Annotated in this window: 16 protein-coding genes; 8 read left to right on the top strand and 8 right to left on the bottom strand. The window is 47.2% G+C overall.

Annotation, left to right across the window (positions count from 1 at the left end):
* Positions 1 to 274: 274 nt before the first annotated feature.
* Complete coding sequence (locus tag H0266_RS15485) at positions 275 to 625, bottom strand: YidH family protein (protein WP_181473329.1); 351 nt, start codon at positions 623 to 625, stop codon at positions 275 to 277.
* A gap of 171 nt (positions 626 to 796) precedes the next feature.
* On the opposite strand from H0266_RS15485, the gene H0266_RS15480 reads away from it, so the two are divergent.
* Together H0266_RS15480 and H0266_RS15475 are read left to right on the top strand one after the other, a co-directional pair.
* Complete coding sequence (locus tag H0266_RS15480) at positions 797 to 1,564, top strand: SDR family NAD(P)-dependent oxidoreductase (protein ID WP_181473328.1); 768 nt, start codon at positions 797 to 799, stop codon at positions 1,562 to 1,564.
* Between the two features lie 27 nt (positions 1,565 to 1,591).
* Positions 1,592 to 3,076 (top strand): methyl-accepting chemotaxis protein, encoded by a 1,485-nt coding sequence (locus H0266_RS15475; protein WP_181473327.1) that lies wholly within the window; start codon positions 1,592 to 1,594, stop codon positions 3,074 to 3,076.
* Positions 3,077 to 3,555: 479 nt separating this feature from the next.
* Here the strand turns inward: H0266_RS15475 and H0266_RS15470 are convergent, their stop codons facing one another.
* On the bottom strand, positions 3,556 to 5,745 hold the full coding sequence (locus tag H0266_RS15470) for a Z1 domain-containing protein (RefSeq protein ID WP_246364061.1): 2,190 nt from the start codon (positions 5,743 to 5,745) through the stop codon (positions 3,556 to 3,558).
* 142 nt (positions 5,746 to 5,887) lie between these two features.
* Here H0266_RS15470 and H0266_RS15465 point away from each other — a divergent pair, with 142 nt between their 5' ends.
* The 6 genes from H0266_RS15465 (at position 5,888) to H0266_RS15440 (ending at position 10,100) form a co-directional block, all read left to right on the top strand.
* Positions 5,888 to 6,691 carry an alpha/beta fold hydrolase gene (locus H0266_RS15465; protein WP_181473326.1) on the top strand — a complete coding sequence of 268 codons (804 nt, stop codon included), beginning with the start codon at positions 5,888 to 5,890 and terminating at the stop codon, positions 6,689 to 6,691.
* 636 nt (positions 6,692 to 7,327) lie between these two features.
* Positions 7,328 to 8,044: an SDR family NAD(P)-dependent oxidoreductase gene (locus tag H0266_RS15460; protein ID WP_181473325.1), complete on the top strand. Its 717-nt coding sequence runs from the start codon at positions 7,328 to 7,330 to the stop codon at positions 8,042 to 8,044.
* Positions 8,041 to 9,069 carry an S-adenosylmethionine:tRNA ribosyltransferase-isomerase gene (locus tag H0266_RS15455; protein WP_181473324.1) on the top strand — a complete coding sequence of 343 codons (1,029 nt, stop codon included), beginning with the start codon at positions 8,041 to 8,043 and terminating at the stop codon, positions 9,067 to 9,069. The genes H0266_RS15460 and H0266_RS15455 overlap by 4 nt, the downstream gene beginning before the upstream one ends.
* Positions 9,021 to 9,410, top strand: coding sequence for a VOC family protein (locus H0266_RS15450; RefSeq protein ID WP_181473323.1), 390 nt, complete (start codon positions 9,021 to 9,023; stop codon positions 9,408 to 9,410). The genes H0266_RS15455 and H0266_RS15450 overlap by 49 nt, the downstream gene beginning before the upstream one ends.
* A gap of 95 nt (positions 9,411 to 9,505) precedes the next feature.
* A complete protein-coding gene (locus tag H0266_RS15445; protein WP_181473322.1) occupies positions 9,506 to 9,661 on the top strand; it encodes a hypothetical protein in 156 nt (51 codons plus the stop codon).
* Positions 9,662 to 9,935: 274 nt separating this feature from the next.
* Complete coding sequence (locus H0266_RS15440; RefSeq protein WP_181473321.1) at positions 9,936 to 10,100, top strand: hypothetical protein; 165 nt, start codon at positions 9,936 to 9,938, stop codon at positions 10,098 to 10,100.
* 76 nt (positions 10,101 to 10,176) lie between these two features.
* Here H0266_RS15440 and H0266_RS15435 read toward each other — a convergent pair whose 3' ends face one another.
* The 6 genes from H0266_RS15435 to H0266_RS15410 all read right to left on the bottom strand — a co-directional run bounded on the left by H0266_RS15435 (position 10,177) and on the right by H0266_RS15410 (position 17,711).
* Positions 10,177 to 10,725, bottom strand: coding sequence for a hypothetical protein (locus tag H0266_RS15435; RefSeq protein ID WP_181473320.1), 549 nt, complete (start codon positions 10,723 to 10,725; stop codon positions 10,177 to 10,179).
* Positions 10,726 to 10,853: 128 nt separating this feature from the next.
* Entirely contained in the window at positions 10,854 to 12,326 is a 1,473-nt protein-coding gene (gene pelG / locus H0266_RS15430) for an exopolysaccharide Pel transporter PelG (RefSeq protein ID WP_181473319.1), read from the bottom strand.
* Positions 12,307 to 13,728 carry a GT4 family glycosyltransferase PelF gene (gene pelF / locus H0266_RS15425; protein ID WP_181473318.1) on the bottom strand — a complete coding sequence of 474 codons (1,422 nt, stop codon included), beginning with the start codon at positions 13,726 to 13,728 and terminating at the stop codon, positions 12,307 to 12,309. The genes pelG and pelF overlap by 20 nt, the downstream gene beginning before the upstream one ends.
* Positions 13,725 to 15,557 (bottom strand): DUF2194 domain-containing protein, encoded by a 1,833-nt coding sequence (locus tag H0266_RS15420; protein WP_181473317.1) that lies wholly within the window; start codon positions 15,555 to 15,557, stop codon positions 13,725 to 13,727. The genes pelF and H0266_RS15420 overlap by 4 nt, the downstream gene beginning before the upstream one ends.
* On the bottom strand, positions 15,554 to 16,402 hold the full coding sequence (locus H0266_RS15415; RefSeq protein ID WP_181473316.1) for a tetratricopeptide repeat protein: 849 nt from the start codon (positions 16,400 to 16,402) through the stop codon (positions 15,554 to 15,556). Before H0266_RS15415 ends, H0266_RS15420 begins: the two co-directional genes overlap by 4 nt.
* A gap of 73 nt (positions 16,403 to 16,475) precedes the next feature.
* The gene (locus tag H0266_RS15410) at positions 16,476 to 17,711 is read right to left on the bottom strand and encodes a hypothetical protein (protein ID WP_181473315.1); all 1,236 of its coding nucleotides are present in this window, start codon (positions 17,709 to 17,711) and stop codon (positions 16,476 to 16,478) included.
* Positions 17,712 to 17,787 lie beyond the last annotated feature (76 nt).

Below are 17,787 nucleotides of genomic sequence, written 5' to 3'. Positions count from 1 at the left end.
GTTCTTGTGTTAGCTCATTGGTTCACAAACAACAGAATCAGATCAGATCATTCAAGTCTAATCCACGGTCCAGGAGTGTATGTTCATGTGCATAAAGAGGGCTTAAAACGTTATGTTGGACATTCCGAACCTGAAACCGCTCTAAACCTCGACCATAAGACGATTTCCATTATAGTTTGGATTCAATACGGCTTAAGGGCCCCTATTAAAGCCGTTTTACAAAGATCGAGAAAGCAAAAGCGTCTTAAGGTGGTGAATAAACATCAACCTTAGCTCACGCGAACAAGAGATAAGCCGACACCAGCAGCACCAGCAACACGACAACACTCGTCATGAAGACGATGATCCGGTGTGAGGATTCAAAGCGGCTTTCGTTGATGTTTCGCCTCGTTTGGTAATAGTTGATCGTGGCGCCGATGATGGTCATGGCCCCGAGGAATAGTGAAGAAAGACTGACGATGACCGATAAGTCGGCTCCGAATGAGCTCATGTCCGTTATCGTGTTCAAATGTAGTGTGGTCGCTAGAAATCCGACACCAACGAGTGCGATCGCTGTCCGGATCCATGCCAGGTAGGTCCGTTCGTTGGCTAAATGCTGTTGAATCAGTTTTTGTTCATCTACCATACGACCACGTCCTTTCTCTGCTGAAAAATCCTTCTTCTTTTATTTTATCTCTAAGCACCCATTTTTAACAGCGTCTTACAAAAAACAAAAATTTAGGATTTAGATGTAAACTTTTGGATGAATGTGTCGAAATAAGGTAAGTGTGATTTTTTAATACAGGGGGACGTAAAAATGATATTAGATAACAAAGTGGCTGTCATTACTGGGGGAGCCGACGGAATTGGTAGAGCGACTGCCTTGCATTTTTCAAGCAATGGGGCAAAGGTCGTGATCGCTGATGTAAATGAAGAAAAGGGTTCAGCCCTAGCTGAAGAGATTGGCTCTGCGGGAGGCGAGGCGGTATTCAAGCGTACAGACGTCTCCCAATTTGAAGACGTAGAAGCCCTTGTCGATTATACGGTCGATACATATGGCACGATCGATGTGATGTTCAATAATGCAGGCATCGGCGTCAACAAAAATTTCTTAGAGCACTCGATTGAAGACTACCATAAAGTCGTGGATGTCAATCAACATGGCGTCTATTACGGCATGTTGGCAGCGGCTCGGAAAATGAAAGAACTAGGTGTGGAAGGCGTCATCATCAACAATGCATCCGTCTTCGGTTTCGTCGGCACGCTCGGTGTCACGGGATATCAAGCGGCAAAAGGGGCTGTTGTGACCTTGACGAAGCACGGCGCGCTTGAACTTGCGCCTTATGGTATCCGCGTGGTCGGTGTCGGACCAGGTGGCGTCAATACGGACATCGTCGAGGGATACCGCAAAGCGGGACTTCTAGAATATATGGAAAGTCAACAACTACGCCGTAAAATGATTGAACCTGAAGAAATCGCCAATGTCGTCGGATTCCTTGCTTCGGATGCCGGTAACGTCATGAATGGAACGATCGTCATGGCTGATGACGGGTTTACAACGTTCAAATCGGATATTCGCCCTTAATCACTTCCATCTGAGAGGATCGATGTTATGAATACTGTTGAAACAATGCGATTGCATGATACGAAGAAGAAGAACATCCTGATGTTCATCGTCTTTTCTGTATCCTTAGTGGCCGCTTTCGCCAAATCTTTTTTTGAGAACAACACCGAAGCGCTATACATCTTCGGTTCGGAGATCATTGTGTTTTCTCTATTGTTCGTTGGCCTTCAGTTCCTTTTGAAAAAGTACCACCTCTTCCCTTATCTCGCCGTTACGCTGACGAATGTGTTCACGATGGTCGGTGTTTTCTTTGCGGGGGGAGGCTGGATGGTCATCCTCGTTACGTATTTCCTGACGATTTTCTCTGTCATCCATTTCAAACGGATCGTGTTCGCGATTGGGTATATGCTCGGGCTGACGACGATCATTCTGACATTGCTTTATGGAACAAAAGAAACCGCGGGTCTTGCAACGAATACACCGACGATCTTCTTGACGTATCTTCTATCAGGCGTCCTGCTTGGGGTGTTGATTCACTTGAATATCCGCCAAGAACGTGAGATGGAGCGTTTGTTATATGAATCGGAAGAGCATTCGGTCAAACAGAGACGATTGAAGGAAAAACTGGAAACGAGTGTATCGTCCATCATTGAGAGCGTTTCAAGTGTCAACACTCGTGTCCAAACGAATGTCGAAGCGCAAGGTGAAATGAAGCAGGCGTTGATGGAGATGGCGGCCGGGAGCCAGCAACAGAGTGAGCAAATCGGAAGCATCTCCTCTCATTCTTCTACTTCTCATGAAGCGATGCAACAGTTGAGCGATTCGATTCAGGCGCTGACTGTGGAATCGGAGCAAGCGACTCAACTGACGGTCGACGGAGAACAGAAGGTGGAGGAATTCACGGAGGACACAGAAGAGATCCGCTCCTTCATCCATGACTTGAATAAGACGTTCCAACATTTGAGTCAGAAAGTGAAAGAAACCAATTCGTTCTCTGGCCAAATCACGCAAATATCTGAACAGACGAACTTACTTGCTTTGAATGCGTCGATTGAAGCGGCTCGTGCAGGAGAGGCAGGAAAAGGCTTCTCCGTCGTGGCCGATGAAATCCGTAAGCTTGCGGAGATGACGAACGATACTGCCGCTCAGATTACGAGCAACTTGACGCAGGTAAACCAGAACAATCAAGAAACGTTGACCAAAATGGAAACGAGTGAGCAGAAGATCGATTCCATCCACGACTCATCAAAAGAGATCACCAGCTATTTTGCGAAGCTGAAGACAAGTATCGATCACATCACGTCCAATTTTGCCGAAACCGAAAAGATTGCTAATGACGTGATGCAGAATAGTACGGAAGTGGACCAATCCACCGCTGAGCTTGCCAGCATCATTGAAGAAGCGAGTGCCAGCATGGAAGAAATGAGCGCCACCGTCGAAACGCTGAACACGGATAATGGTCGGGTTGCAGCTTCTATGAAGGAAACGGCCGAACAAGCCGAAGCCTTAAGAAGTCAAATGGCCGATCAATGAGAAAGCTGCTTTCGGTTCTTCCAAAATGAAAAGGGGCCGGTGGCGTGGAAACAACTTTCTTTTCGCAGGAGGCGGTGAGCTTCCTCGATTGCTCCGCGACCTGCGGGATCTCACCCAAGCCTCAGGATCCTGCAGGAGTGTCGCCATTTCCAAGCCACCTCACAATAACAAGGCTGAACCTCTATGTACACTACAATGAGGTGCTCTACGGATGACAGCACCATGTTTGGCGAGGTTCTGTTCCCACTATTTGTAGCATAGTGGGAGTGGAAACGGCGAGACTACTACCGGAAAAAGAAACAAGGCAAGACCCGCAGCGACGGGAAGGCTAAGATGCGGCTTGGCGTTTCCCCGTGGAAAGCGAGTCGTTTTCCCTCCCACGGTATTCTTATATTTATAAACAGAACCTTTTCGCAGACTCCTTCATTAGAGTGAAAAGCCTCGAGCGTGATGATACGCTCGAGGCTTTTTTCTATTCTTTATTTAACTGTCTTCTTGGCAAAAACCGTCGGGGTCGTGTTCTGTTGGGCGACGAGGACGGGCCACCAGAACGGCGTGCCGCGCCAGCCGTGCTCTTTCTTCCCTTCCTGCCTTAGTAAAATCATGGCGGGATGATCTTCAGCTACACGTCTAGCGATACTCAATTCTCCCTGTCCGCTTCCCGGGGTATCCGGTGAGTTTTCAAACTTGCCGGCCCCATTCAGACGCTTGATCTGACGTTTTTTCCTGACGACGAGCCAGACGTAGGCCCCCTCTTCATTTTCTGTCGTCAAATAATCGAGGACGCTTTCGTATTCATCTAAATGAAAATCGCGCCCCTCCTCCATTTCTAGCGTCGAATGAATCGCCCTAAGGATTTCTCTCGCAGATGTGGCAGGCACGAGGTAGGCGCCTTCCTTTTCATCCACCGCACGTGTTTTTAACGATGCCACCCAATCATCCACCTTCTTTACGGTCGGTTGGATGTACGTTTTGTAGCCCGTTTGGAAACCGACCGGCAGCATACGCTTGTGTGGTTGGATCATCGTCAGACTCGATAATAGAATCTTGTTCGGGCTGCATGGTAGGATGCGGTTATTCTCTTCCTTCTGGATAAATACGACACCTTGCTCGTGACCCCCGCGTTCAAAGGCGCGTCTCAATTCAGAGTCGAACTCGTGAATTTGCTTCATGACCGCATAGATCTTCGGAGTCGTATAAAAGCGGGTGACCGCCATGTCTTCAAGCGGCCGTGCACCGTACATCCGGGAATGTTGAAGTACGGTATCCTGCTGGAAAGATCGCGGATTTCGTCCGTAGAAAAAGCCGATCATATTACGGATCGTCACGCCACGGTCCAACAATTGCCCGCCGATGAAGATGTTCATCGGAGCACGCAACTGCAGTTCGCCACGACCATCCAATAGCTCATGGACATCTTTTTCCGAATTGACGACGGAACTGATCAAATACTCTTCTTTCAGAGAAAACAGTACATCCTGATAAACTTCGGAAAAGCTTGGTTTCGGTACACTCGAAAAAGTCTGGACGGAGGCGATCAAATCATCGTAGGCGTCACGCGTCAACGTTTGTAAAAGCTCACTTTCCTTGTTTGCGTCTTCAATCAGCCGATCCTCCATATTCCGGATCAACTCGTCCTGCCACGCATGCGCCAGTTTCCCGCGTTCGGTGTGAATGATCATCGCATACTTCTGCTCTTTCTGACCAAGTTGACGTTGCTGAAAGCGTCGGATCGCACTGCCGACGATGAAATTCATGACCGCTTGGCGGATGTTCGGGATCGTCTTTTGGGTCAGGAGCTGATCCATCTTGATTTTGCGACGGTCCATCTTCTTCATCGCATCGAGTTCCTTTTCTGAGACGGCATGATACAAGTGCGACGCAAAATGATCCGGATCTTCAGCCTGATCGAAATACGTCTCCCCTCCGACATATCGATTGTGGACCGGTACAAGCTCTGTGAACGCAGGCCTGACAGGTTGATAGACTTTGTTCTCATGAATCGTCATATCGTCTGGTTGCAAATAAAGCGAATATGGGGTCGCCGTCACTTGTAAAAAGGCGGACGACGATAGCTGCTCACGCAAGGCGTTGATTTTCGTCGCCAACACGCGCAAATGCGTCACGTTCTCATCCTTCTTATGTTCATAAGCGACACTCGCATAATCCGCCTCGTCATCAATGAACAGTACCTTGCGCTTTGCCAGTTCAGGATACGTTTCAAAAAACGTTTCGCGAATGCGATCAAGGTTCTTCGTTTCTTTTTTCACGATGAAGGCAAGCTTCTGTGACAATTCATATTTCCTGAGATTCTCGGGCATCGCCATAATGTCATAGACACGCAGGTCATCGCCCTCGATCCGCTCCTCGAACTCTTGCGTAAGTCGGGCATAGGTCTGTTTGACGAGCGCATTCGTCCCCTTTGTCAAAAGGATGACGGCATCAAATCCGTGATCGTAAGCGAGCCCCATCACACCGATGAATGTGCGTGTTTTGCCTGACTGGATCTTACCGAGCAGCATACCCGGCTTGTTGATATCGGTTCTTGTATGAAGCAAGTGGCTGACGGTATTCACCATGCAGTTGCGGCTCGCTTCATCGTAGTTATTTTTATGTTGTAAGTGATTAAAAAAACGTCCATTTGTTTGTATAGAGGTCATTGTTGTCATGTTTCTCTCTCCTATCATCCAACGGGTAGCATACCATATTTCCTCTTCTTCCTTCATCCTGTTTGTGAGAACATCTGTGTGTTTTTACTAAACCAGACTTGGGAATAAACCACTATATTACATTCAAAGGAGTTTTATTCACATGGGACAGTTTGTAAAAGTCGAACCTGAAGTCAAATTATTTGTCGAGGACATCGGCGAAGGCCAGCCGATCATTTTCATTCATGGCTGGCCCGTCAATCACAAGATGTTCGAATACCAGATGAATCTGCTGCCGCAAAAAGGCTACCGTTTCATCGGGATCGATTTGAGAGGTTTCGGTCAATCGGATAAGCCAGCTTACGGCTATGACTACAATACATTAGCACATGATATCCATATGGTAGTAGAAGCGCTGGATTTACAAGACTTCTTCCTAGCCGGTTTCTCCATGGGCGGTCCGATTTCCATCCGCTATGCAACGAAATATGCGACCGACAGCTTGAAGCAGTTGATTCTGATGGGCGCTGCCGCACCGAGCTTCACCCAGCGTGACGGGTATTCACTCGGCATGAAAAAGGAAGAGGTCGATGGCTTGATCGGTGCGATTGAAAACGATCGCCCGGCTGCAATTGCTGATTTCGGAAGCAACTTCTTCCACACAGATGTATCCGATGAGCTCGCTTATTGGTTCCACGGCCTCGCCATGCAAGCATCTGCTCATGCGACAATCGCTTGTGCGAAGTCGTTGAGAGACGAAGACTTACGTAATGAGCTGAGCGAGATCAAGGTGCCGACACTGCTTATGCACGGCAAGCATGATCAGATTTGCGACTACGAATTTTCCGTAGAGTTAAATGAACACATCCAAGATTCTACTTTTGTCACATTTGAAAATAGTGGACACGGCCTTGTTTATGATGAGAAAGACAAGTGTAATGAAGTACTACTGAATCTATTAGCCTAAACAACGAACGACCCGGTATTCCGGGGCGTTTGTTCAGGTTATTGAAGAAGGTTCTGTTAGATCATATAAGAATGCCGTGGGATTGGAAAACGACTCGCTTTCCTGCGGGGGAGCCGGCAAGCCTCCTCGTTCGTTAACACTCTCTGTGGGGTCTTCCTTTAGTCCTTCTCCCGCGGGAGTCTCCCCGTTTTCCATCCCACTATGCGATAAACAGTGGAACAGAACCTTTCCAAGAATGGTGCTTAGTAAGTAAAGATCCTTATTGTAGTTGAATCTCTAAAGGTTCAGCATTCCTTTGTTGAGGTGGCGTGGAAACGGCGACACTCCTGCAGGATCCTGAGGCTTGGGTGAGATCCCGCAGTTCGCGAAGCGAGCGAGGAAGCTCACCGCCTCCTGCGGAAAGGGAGTCGTTTCCACGCCACCGTCCCTTCTCATTTTGGAAGAACCGAAAGTGGCTTTCTAGTAAGCTTGAACAAACGCCCCGGATTCCGGGGCGTTTGTTTGATTCTACGACCTTCGACGGACTCCGATACACTCCAATCGCATGACCTCAAGTTCATCCCATCCCCCGATTCGCGAACCTTTCTTTCTTTATACAATGAAACTATCCAATACAAAGAAAGAAGGTTTTCAAATATGAAAAACGTTGTACTGATCACAGGAGCTTCTCAAGGACTCGGGCGCGCGCTGGCCCTTGCTTTTGCCAAAGAAGGTTATGCCCTCGGGTTATGCGCCCGAAACGAAGAGCCACTGCGAGCTGTCGTGAAACAGGTGAAAGAGATTGGAGCAGACGTCGTCACAACCACAGCGGATGTCACGAAGCCCGCAGATGTTGATCGGTTCGTCTCGATTGTAGAAGATCGGTTCGGCAAGATTGATGTGCTCATCAACAATGCATCCACGTTCGGACCAGGACCGACGCTCCTCGCTGATTATCCGAACGATGCTTTTCAAGGAGTACTGGAGGCGAACATCATGAACCCGTTTCTCGTCACGAAGCGCGCATTACCGGGGATGCTCGCCCGCCAGACGGGATCGATCATCAACGTCACCTCGGAAGTAGGGAAGTATGGAGTCGCCGAGTGGGGGGCCTATAGTGTGTCCAAATTCGGTGTTGAAGGCTTGACCGCGATTTGGGCGGATGAATTGGAAGGTACAGGGGTCACCATCAACCTCGTCGATCCCGGTGAAATGGATACAACGATGCATGATATCGCCATTCCGGATTGCGATTATGAACTCTCTGATCCCGAAGACGTTGTCGATGTCTTTTTGTATCTCGCGATGAGTGAGGGCAACGGAGAACGTTATGAAGCTCAAGTATTTGACCGGAAAGGAGCGTCGGTCGAATGAATGCCGTTTCTCCATCCTTTACTATCCCGGATTCATTGAACGCGAAGCAGCCCGCCGAATTGACGTATAGCCGGCGGGATCACGTTCGGCTGATGACGATTGATGAATGCGCCACTGTGATGCATGGATCATTTCATGATATCGTTCAGCAGCTCCATGCTGGTGATGTACTTGTCTTGAACAATAGTCGTACCATTCCGCCTGTTCTCAGAGGGACACAAGGGCAACAAACAATCGAAGTCCGCCTGTCTAGAAAAGTAGGAGCTCAAACGTGGGAAGCCCTCATTGTGGGAGATATGTTTCAATCGAACGAAACGATTCGATTTACAGACGGTGTAGAGGCGGCGGTGACGGGACACGGGGCTGAACGTCCACTGATCACCCTCGACTTTTCTATCGAAGGAAGCGCGCTTCTGGACTTCATCTATCAACACGGTGAGCCGGTCCGCTATGAGTATATCGACGATTCCTTTCCACTCGAGACGTACCAGACGGTGTACGGATCCGTTCCGGGTTCTGTCGAGATGGCCTCTGCCGGCCGAGCATTCACATGGCAACTATTAGAAAAATTGAAATCGAAAGGCGTGCACATCGCTTTTGTCCAGTTGCACGCTGGACTGAGTTATTACGAAAACGACAAGTGGCCCTCTCCTACAAACCATCCAGAACATTTCCGTGTTCCTCGTGAAACAGCTTCCCTCCTTAACGAAGCGCGTAAGTCAGGAACTCGGGTGATTGCGGTCGGAACCACCGTCGTCCGTGCGCTTGAATCAGCCGTAACGGAAGACGGATGTGTTGAAACCCGTGAAGGGGTGACACGGTTATATGTCGATGACCAGCATACGATTACGTCTGTTGACGGTTTGCTGACAGGGTTTCACGAACCGGAAGCGAGTCACCTGCACATGCTGACCGCCTTCCTTCCGTATGCAAAACTGATGAGCGCCTATCACCAGGCACTCGAGCAAGGGTATTTGTGGCACGAGTTCGGCGATTTGAATCTGATTTTCCGTCAGCAGCCATGAGGATCCACCACATCGGCTGGTCGGTTGATGATTTAGCGGCTTCTATCAGGCTTTGTGAAAATCTGGGATTCGATTGCGTGATTACCTTGGAAATGGCAGATGAGGTGATGGCTTTTATGGAGAACGGCGCAATATTGATTGAGTTGATCGAATCCAGTCATAAGGAGCCTCTCCATTTTTGCTTTGCGGTGGAAGAGATCGATCAAACGAGCAAGTCGCTAGGGCTATCTCTAATCGGTGGTCCTTACACAATTCCACAAATGGGCTGGGTCAGTTATTTTTTCGAGGCGAGAGATGGTGTGAGCGTTGAACTTTTGAAGCCGGTGACCTCTCTTCTCTAGTGCTAATGAAGATTTCATAGTCATAAATTGGTTTACTCAACCTTTCCTTAAGGGAACACTCATCTTTATGTCCTACTATTAGGAGAACTAAGGTGATGTCTTATAACGAAAAGCAACTTTTTCAAAGGGAATTAGCCATACTCGAAGAACTAAACAGCGAATTATCTGTGTCTGAGGATCATAAGACCTTGCTGAATGACCAGATGGAGTTATTCAATAAAGCCATAGAAGAGATTAGTGAAATCTACTAATTTAAGGAGCTGTTTATTAAGTGGGGGACCTCCTCACTTTTTACATAGGGAACATCATAAAAATGGATTAAAGGTTCTTCCTCTATATCGTCTTTTAAGCTCTCTATCATTAGAGAGCTTTTTAATGCCTTTCTAAAATCCGTCGCGATTTGTCTGAACAAATCGAAGTCCATCTACCGATGAGAGAATATGGCAAAGGTGTTTATCTCGAAGCCAAAGTATGAGACACTATTATAGTAAAGTAATGAATCACCACGTGAGGAGAGATGAAGATATGTTTCATATCGTAAGAACAACGAATGAAAAAGTGGAGTTCTTGAAAGATTCGAGTAGTCAGTTCGCCAAATCGTTTTCCACCTCACAAGCAGCCGATCGTTTTTGTAAGAAATTAAATAAGTCCGTTACCATTGATAAACAATGGAGTGTAGCACAATATTAGAGGTAAGTAGTAGGGGATTCCCTACTTACCTTGTTATTTCATCGCTGAATCGCTCCTATGAATCCACATGTCCTTCCTATTCTACTTGACCACCCGACCTAAGTGACATCGATAAACCACTATCACCCAGAAGTCGATAACGCGTAATCGTCCCGTCCGTGTTCATATTGACTCTTCCTATAACAACAGCCTTCCTTTCTTCTGATTCTTTCTTTTCATAGACAACATCGACCGTAAAATCATAAGCTCCTTCTGTATTCTCATCAGCTTCCACTTCAATGTTTACCGGTTCGAATTGATACCCATTCGTATAGGCGGCATTATGATAATCCATAGCATAAGACCCGATGAACTGATCGTACATCGTTTCACTGAAGTAGGATTGATATTGATCTTCCAAATATAGATCCAACTCGGTAGGTTCTGTTGGCGTTGCTTCTTCATTCCCAATGACCGTTCCATTCTCAGGATCGTCTACTAGATGCATCAACTTTTGATCAGGCCCTGTAAACTGTTGTAGTAACACACTTTTGATTATCTCTTCGTCAGTTGACACACCGTTCGTTGAACACGCCGCTAGTAACCACCCTATTCCTACGAGTAAAAAGAGAACCTTTCGATGCATCGCGATCCGCCCCTTCCATTTTTTTCTACTTCATTTGTACGATTTGTTCTGGAAAAAGTTTCAATCAGACAAAACAAAAGAGGCGCTCTCTATCTTCGAAAGAAGAAAAAGAGCGCCCCTACAATGATTTAGATGATGGTCCTACGATTCAGCCAACGCCCTGTCTTTGAAAAGAATGTCCGCGGCTTTTTATGTGACTGGACATGAGGCTGGCAAAAAGCGTAGTAATCCACTTTCTCAATAAAGGTGATCAAACGCATCATCGCGAACAGAAAAGCAGTGGTTGAACCGATGGAGAAGCTGAGCCCGTACCCATCATATCCAAGCGGCAAGAAAGCAACTGATAGCACTAGATTCAAACTGAAGAATAAAATCGACGTGTACATCGCCCCCCGCCGATCTTCGAAGTACAGTAAAATCAAAGTAATCACGAGCACCATCGCGTTCGAAAAGGCACCTATCGTCGTAAAGCGGAAAATCGAGATGAGCCGTGGATCAAGACTCACAATCGCCGTCACGTATCCGATCGATAGGATGACGAGCAGGGAAAATACTCCCTGACTACGAAGCAGACGCTCCATTTCCTGCTTCAGAACACGTTGCATTTTCGCCTTCGATTTCCTGATCTGATTCAGCGTGCCTCCTTCATTGATGTTTCCATAAAAGACACGGTACCGTTCATAGAATCTGGTTTCCACCGAAACGACGAAAATGATCAAGGTGGGGATGATCGTCAAATACGACCAGAAAATCGCCGTATCATAGATCCGGTGATAAACGAAGGTATCCAGTAAGTTCGAGCGTCCCTCGCCGAACCAGATCACCCAGTTACATACCCAGATACCCGTATTATAGAGAAAGCCTGTCCAGAAAAGGGATGGATACTTATCGAAATAGCTCAAATAGCTGAAAGAATTCTCTGAAGTTCGCGTTCCGAACGTCATGAGCATCGCCAGCAGCAATCCGAACAATGTGACAACCATCCCACTTGTAAATCCTAATAAAAGCATGAAGCTGCTGCTGTGTGGGGGTATGACGAAGGCTTCAATGTTGATGCCGACTAAGACGACAACCCCTATTGAGATCGCGGCACCTATAAGAAAGCTGTAGGCGACCGCTTGATAGAACTTGGCCGCACTCAGAAACAGGAACATGACCCAAATCAAATTGATGGTCACGAACAATGTAAAAATCAACACTTCATAGAGAAAAGGCAAGCTCGAGAACGAGATGAACACGGCCCAAAAGATGATCGCGAAGGCAAGCGTCACCTTCGTCATGCCAATGAACGTCGCAAATACTTCTCCCGCCCGCTTTTCATATATTAAATCCGCGATATAGCGGGTGACCACAAGCTGTTGGATGCCGAAGATCACTTGTGAAAAAATGAAGCAGTAGGATACCGACAAATTGAAGAGCTCTCGTTCCTCTTGACCAAGGTCCGTAAATTGAGCGGTCAACCATTGGATGAGGGCGATTGTGACGATGACGATCAACCATGGCCCTGCCGTAACGAGTCCGGCAAACGCATATGCTTTGATACGAGAGGAGAAATAGTCTTCCTGAAACAGTTTTTGTAACCTAAACCCGATGCCCGCCATATGCCTCTCTCCTCTCTTCATATAATGCCGCATACTGCTCGATAAACTGATGGACTTGATAGTAAGCTTCGACCCGTTTCTGTCCATTCAGTCCGAACTTGATCGCCTCTTCCGGATGACTGTAAAACCATTCACAATACTGTGCAACCTGAATCGGATTGACGGGCGGAACGACGAATCCGGCCGGACCGAATGGATCGTCTTCTCTCCCATAAATTAATTCCGAGCATGAACCGACATCTGTTACGACCCACGGAATCGCCGCTGCCATGCCTTCTAGAACCGCAAGCGGCTGCCCTTCTGATATACTCGTCAACAAACAGACGTCGAACTTCGGTAAGTATTCGATGATGTTCACTTTCCCCACTAGAAAAACACAATCCGTCAGTTCGAGCTGGGTAATCAAGTGCAAACATTCTTCTGCGTATTCTTCATCTTCATCGAGTGGTCCCATGATGTACATGTCAAACGGAATACGTTGATCGGCTAGTAACCTGGCCGCTTGGATCATCGTCTTGATGTCTTTGATCGGAACGACCCGGACGATCGCTCCGATGGTCAGTTTGTCGCTATTCTTCTCTTCCCTTTGCACGACGGATAAACGGTCATATTGGATACCGTTCGGAATGACGCTTAGCTTCTCTTCAGGTGCACCGATATGTGCCTGTAACTCACTATTCCGTTCGAATAGCGTAATGACATCATCCGCTTCCCTATACGCCTGCCTCGATAAATGGTGGAAGAACGTCACCCATCGTTTTTTATAGTAGTCGGCAATCCATGCTGCCTGCAGGATTTCTTCTTCACGCTCACGCGAGTAGATCCCGTGTTCCGTGAGAATGTAGGGAACGTTCTGTTGACGTTTGATAGCAGAAGCGATCAGCCCAGCGTACCCTGTCGAGGCGGAATGAATCAAGTCCACCTCCGGAAAATCAAATTGCAACAGCTCGATGACCGGCGTGAACATGCCTTGCCACATGTAGAAATATTCAATGAAGGAACCCGACTGCTGCTCCTCCTCGTAGCTATTTTGGACGAGCTCCCAAAATAACGGGCTTGAAAAGAATTCCGACGAGCGGCCGAGCTTCTCACCTAAAAGGTCGAGTGCTTCGGAGCGGGGCTCTTTGAACATCATCCATTCGGTAAGGTTATTCTCTTCTTCTTTCGTCAAAGGAGCCTGCTTTCTACTTGCTCTTTGTTTTAAATTCAATGGTAGATTGGTCACCCCGACGACATTGCCAGGAAGCGCATAGCGGTAGTCTTCCGGAGACATGTCTTCCGGTGTGATCGCAATGATTTCAAACTCATGCTCGGGCATCTTTTGGATGACCATCTGCACCCAGCTGGCCACACCGCCGCTGACATAAGGATAACTACCTTCTACGACCATGCCTATTTTCAAGGGCCACCCTCCTCAACAAGTATTTCGGCTTTCGGTTCTGTCAATGTCACCAGGTACAAACCGGCGCTGAACGTTTCAACAGAGCCGAAGGAAAAGTCCCCTTCTTCCAAGGTTTTTCCTTCTTCTACACGAATGAGCAGTGTCGTCGGATTAATGATGCCGTCCCCCTTGATGACTATCCGTTCCGGTTCATACGACACGTCCAATTCTGACTGCTGGTATTGGATCATTTTCTTCGTCGCGTTGGATTGGGTCATCGCTTCTAAATAAGGATAATTTCCTTCGACATGTTGGCCCATCTCTTCTAACGACGTGCGCATATCATCCCAATTCCGACCACTCGATCGATAAGAATCAAGCACGTCATCTGGGTGTATGAAATGAGCGAATACACCAAAGTTTGCGATGACATCCGTTTGCAGGAATTGATCGTCGTTACTTTCTACATATCCACTAGTGATCCTCGGGAAATGATACATGCCTTCATATGTTTCGTCATATTCAAATTCCTGCTCCAAACTTCCCTCATCTCCGCCAATGTATAAGGATCCCACCGTTTGCAGTTCAGGGAGTGACTGTTCCAAAGCGGAAAGTCCCGTCTCGTTGATGACGTTGGATGGTGGAACATAGGATTTCAGGGATTCTTCAGGAAAGTAATACTTGAATAGTCTTTGTGCTTCCTGGACTGCTTCTTCCATTTGCTGTTGGTCTTGCCAAGGCCGGTAGCCAAGTTCAGGATTGATCGGTTCATCCGCTGTCACCATCGACTGGTGGTTGTATCCATGCAAGCCGATTTCCCCCCCGATATTCAGTAGGTTTCGGCCAAAATAAAGCATCGGATAACGAGCGACTTCACGTAATTCCTCCCCTTCAAGCTCCGTATCATCACGATAGGTACCGATCATATATCCCGTGTAGGTGAAATCATAACGTTCTCCGATCTCACGCATATCCTCCCACCAGATGTCTGTGTAGAAGTCCTTGATCGTCAGCCCGTATTCGGCTTTTATTTCTTCTGTCGTTGCATACGGAATCGGGGAGGGGAAATCGTCGATGTGCATCACTTTGATGGCAGCCTGAGCACTGACGAACGTCGGCGGTAATAAGGAAAGCGACTGCAGCATCAATCCCCGCATATTCTTATCCGTGACGGCTGTCGTATTCCAAAACATCACCTCACCTTGACCGAACGGATGCATCCACATGAGCGGCTCGCCCTCAGCAGTCAGATGAACATCCGCTTCAGGTGTCAGTTCAACATCAGCGATACTGTGTGAAAAAAGATTTGAAGTCGCCTCAAGGTCTACGTAACCTGGGAATAGCTCTTTGTTAAACGTCAAACCGTTAATGCCATCTTCAAAGTCTTCGACATCGGAAACCCCGATCAGTTCATTCCATTCTGCATTGATAAACCGACCGGCCACCATCACCCGTCCCCCTTGCTCAACAAACGTCGTGATCGCTTGCTTCGGCCATTCTGTTGAATGCTCCCCTGCAAGCACGAGCACCGTATAAGGAGAGGGTTCGATTTGCTCGATCTGTGAGACACCGATTTCTTCATAAGGAACTTTGGCATACTGAAGCGCATGTTTCATATTTTGAATAGCTCCAGATGATAAGTCGCTATCATTTTGATGAAGATACACACGAATCTTTGTCTCCCCTTCCAACGATTCGGAAGCGCTCATGGTGACGACCTCCTTTTCAGGTGATGCTTTTGCCGGGAACCATTGATGAAATAAATCAAGCCGTATCAATTGTAAGAGGAGGATCATTCCGATCAACAAGACGAATAAAAAGAGACTGACCTGTAACGTCTGCTTTCTCATTGTTCTCTCCCTCCCCCCATGTGTTGAACCACAAAGCGCTGGTTCTTCGGAATGTTCTCTTCCGGTACCCGCTCCTTCATAGAAGATAGGACAGAGCGGATGTGGTGCCAATCTTTTTCCTGATAATAATAACGAAGCAGACAAAGATACCCCTCTGATTGAGAAGGATACCGTTCAATCAACGCCTCTAATGTCGCGATCCCTTTTTGAGGGTATCCATGGAATAAATAGGATTCTCCTAACCTTTGCAACAACCACGGTTGGTCGAGCCCTGCATCGATTTCCCCTTCCATCAATGTCCGATATTCATTCTGCAACCGGCTGAGAGAAGCACCCTGTAACAGTCCACTTTTCAAATAACGTTCGTATGCGAAAAGAAGTGGTTCAAGAGTTGCCGGATTGGACGGTTCATGTCCCCGTTTAGAAAGTTGCACTTCCTTCTCATGCTTATCGGTCAATAAGTTCATCGTTGTCGCCGCATAATGGACCGTTTCGGAGTCAGCGTTTGACAACCCGAGTTCCAAGTAGCGGCCTTTGTCGGTAATATCCGAATTGATCAGGCGCATGATCATATCTTTTCGATGACGGTTCCCTTGGTCGGTGAACGCTTCTGAAAATGGAAGGATTTCATGACTCGCCTCTGCTTCATACCTGAGCTGTTCAAGCATCATCGGCTTATAGGTAACGTACTCATCATAATCCTCCATCATATCGTTCGTCCCCCACTTCTCCGCCGCATACCATACGAGCAGACCGAACAATTCACCAATGACAGGGATGAATACACTCACAATCAGAATCCAAGATACAACTCCGCGCTGCTCTTCTTCGACTTTTTTGTTCATTATAAAAAACACCAAAAACGCAACGCACCCATGAATCACGTAAAACAGTACAATCCATAATGGCTGTGTCCACTCAGTCAGCATAATTCACACCTTTTTCATGTAAAAACTTCTGGATACGCTTCTCGACAATCGTCGCTTTCTCCTCTTCCGTTCCAGGCAAGAGGAAGGAGAAGGTTTGCGTCGACTCATCAAAGCCGATGATATCGAGTTCCCTCAAATACGCACGTAAAATGATTTCGGCTTCGACTTTCGACATCTCATGGAACCCTTCGAAAGGCAGTTCCACGATACTGTAATCGACGCCATAGGTCTCTTTGCGTTGCTGTTGCATCGCTACTTTCTCATCGAAAGCTTCCTTATAATAAATGCGCGTGCCCGGGAACATCTGCGTTTCTTCTTCTTTCCAGACAGCGGTCTGAGATTTATCGATACGGTCCGATACCCAGTCCAGCAACAAGGATAGAATTTGAATTTCATAGGTTGTGAGCTTAGCGAAATCCAGGTCGTTAATGATCAATACTTCCTTCACTTCATAGTTCGACACGACCGGTCCGACTAATACCGGGGATCCATCCTCGTCGTCTACTGTCCGGATGGTGACCGTTTTGTTTGCGAAGAGTCGACGGTACATCGAAGACTCATGATCGACGAAAATCGTTTGCGGAAATACTTCCTTACTTCCTTTCCGGACACTGAGACGCATGGCGCTTCTTGAGGAATCGACCCGATAGATCGCGACTTCGTCCGCTTTGAACAAGTCGGAAATGATTTGGATCGCTTCATTACGGATCAGATCAGGTGTGGGCTGGTCAAGAGCCTTCCCGACTTGATAAATGCGCTTCAATGTGTATTCACTTTCCAAGACACGCTCCTGCATCGATTTTTGTGATCCTTCCATAAGCTCGATGACTTCCTTCATTTCTTCATTATCATCGTTCAATTCGTCATTCCGGTCGCTCAAGGATTCATATCGTTCTTTGAATGAAGTCCCGTACAATCCACCAATGACAGCAATCAACAATAAGAATAGCACCTCGATAAAACGGCTCGAATCATAGAATAGTAGAAACAGATCCCCGCCGCTCCTGGAAGCTTCCATTAAATAATAACCGAGCGTCAATAAAAAGCTCATCAGCCCGACATTCAACCCGTATCGCAAGGAAAAAAGCAGGATAACAAATACGAACGGGTTCAACGTCCACTCCGTCATTTCAAGCGCGAACCATTGGTCGATCAACCCTAACCCGATGATCGCGACGAGCAACTCCACACTCTTCCTTACCATGCTCGTTTGTCTATAAATCATCCAATCCCCCCTAATCATAGTCACCAAACAGTCTTATATATATGAAAATAATGGTATAATAAAATAAAAATGCACC

The sequence above is a fragment of the Halobacillus locisalis genome (genome assembly GCF_013694105.1).
GTDB lineage: Bacteria > Bacillota > Bacilli > Bacillales > Halobacillaceae > Halobacillus > Halobacillus locisalis.
This window is presented reverse-complemented; position numbering and strand designations above follow the sequence as displayed.

Bases quoted from the DNA above. Each gene is read 5' to 3' on its own strand.
- H0266_RS15460 (WP_181473325.1), top strand. From the start codon at position 7,328: ATGAAAAACGTTGTACTGATCACAGGAGCTTCTCAAGGACTCGGGCGC.
- H0266_RS15415 (WP_181473316.1), bottom strand. From the start codon at position 16,402: ATGAACAAAAAAGTCGAAGAAGAGCAGCGCGGAGTTGTATCTTGGATT.
- H0266_RS15440 (WP_181473321.1), top strand. From the start codon at position 9,936: ATGTTTCATATCGTAAGAACAACGAATGAAAAAGTGGAGTTCTTGAAA.
- pelG (WP_181473319.1), bottom strand. From the start codon at position 12,326: ATGGCGGGCATCGGGTTTAGGTTACAAAAACTGTTTCAGGAAGACTAT.
- H0266_RS15435 (WP_181473320.1), bottom strand. From the start codon at position 10,725: ATGCATCGAAAGGTTCTCTTTTTACTCGTAGGAATAGGGTGGTTACTA.
- H0266_RS15420 (WP_181473317.1), bottom strand. From the start codon at position 15,557: ATGAGAAAGCAGACGTTACAGGTCAGTCTCTTTTTATTCGTCTTGTTG.
- H0266_RS15475 (WP_181473327.1), top strand. From the start codon at position 1,592: ATGAATACTGTTGAAACAATGCGATTGCATGATACGAAGAAGAAGAAC.
- H0266_RS15445 (WP_181473322.1), top strand. From the start codon at position 9,506: ATGTCTTATAACGAAAAGCAACTTTTTCAAAGGGAATTAGCCATACTC.
- H0266_RS15480 (WP_181473328.1), top strand. From the start codon at position 797: ATGATATTAGATAACAAAGTGGCTGTCATTACTGGGGGAGCCGACGGA.
- H0266_RS15410 (WP_181473315.1), bottom strand. From the start codon at position 17,711: ATGATTTATAGACAAACGAGCATGGTAAGGAAGAGTGTGGAGTTGCTC.
- H0266_RS15455 (WP_181473324.1), top strand. From the start codon at position 8,041: ATGAATGCCGTTTCTCCATCCTTTACTATCCCGGATTCATTGAACGCG.
- H0266_RS15465 (WP_181473326.1), top strand. From the start codon at position 5,888: ATGGGACAGTTTGTAAAAGTCGAACCTGAAGTCAAATTATTTGTCGAG.
- H0266_RS15470 (WP_246364061.1), bottom strand. From the start codon at position 5,745: ATGACAACAATGACCTCTATACAAACAAATGGACGTTTTTTTAATCAC.
- H0266_RS15485 (WP_181473329.1), bottom strand. From the start codon at position 625: ATGGTAGATGAACAAAAACTGATTCAACAGCATTTAGCCAACGAACGG.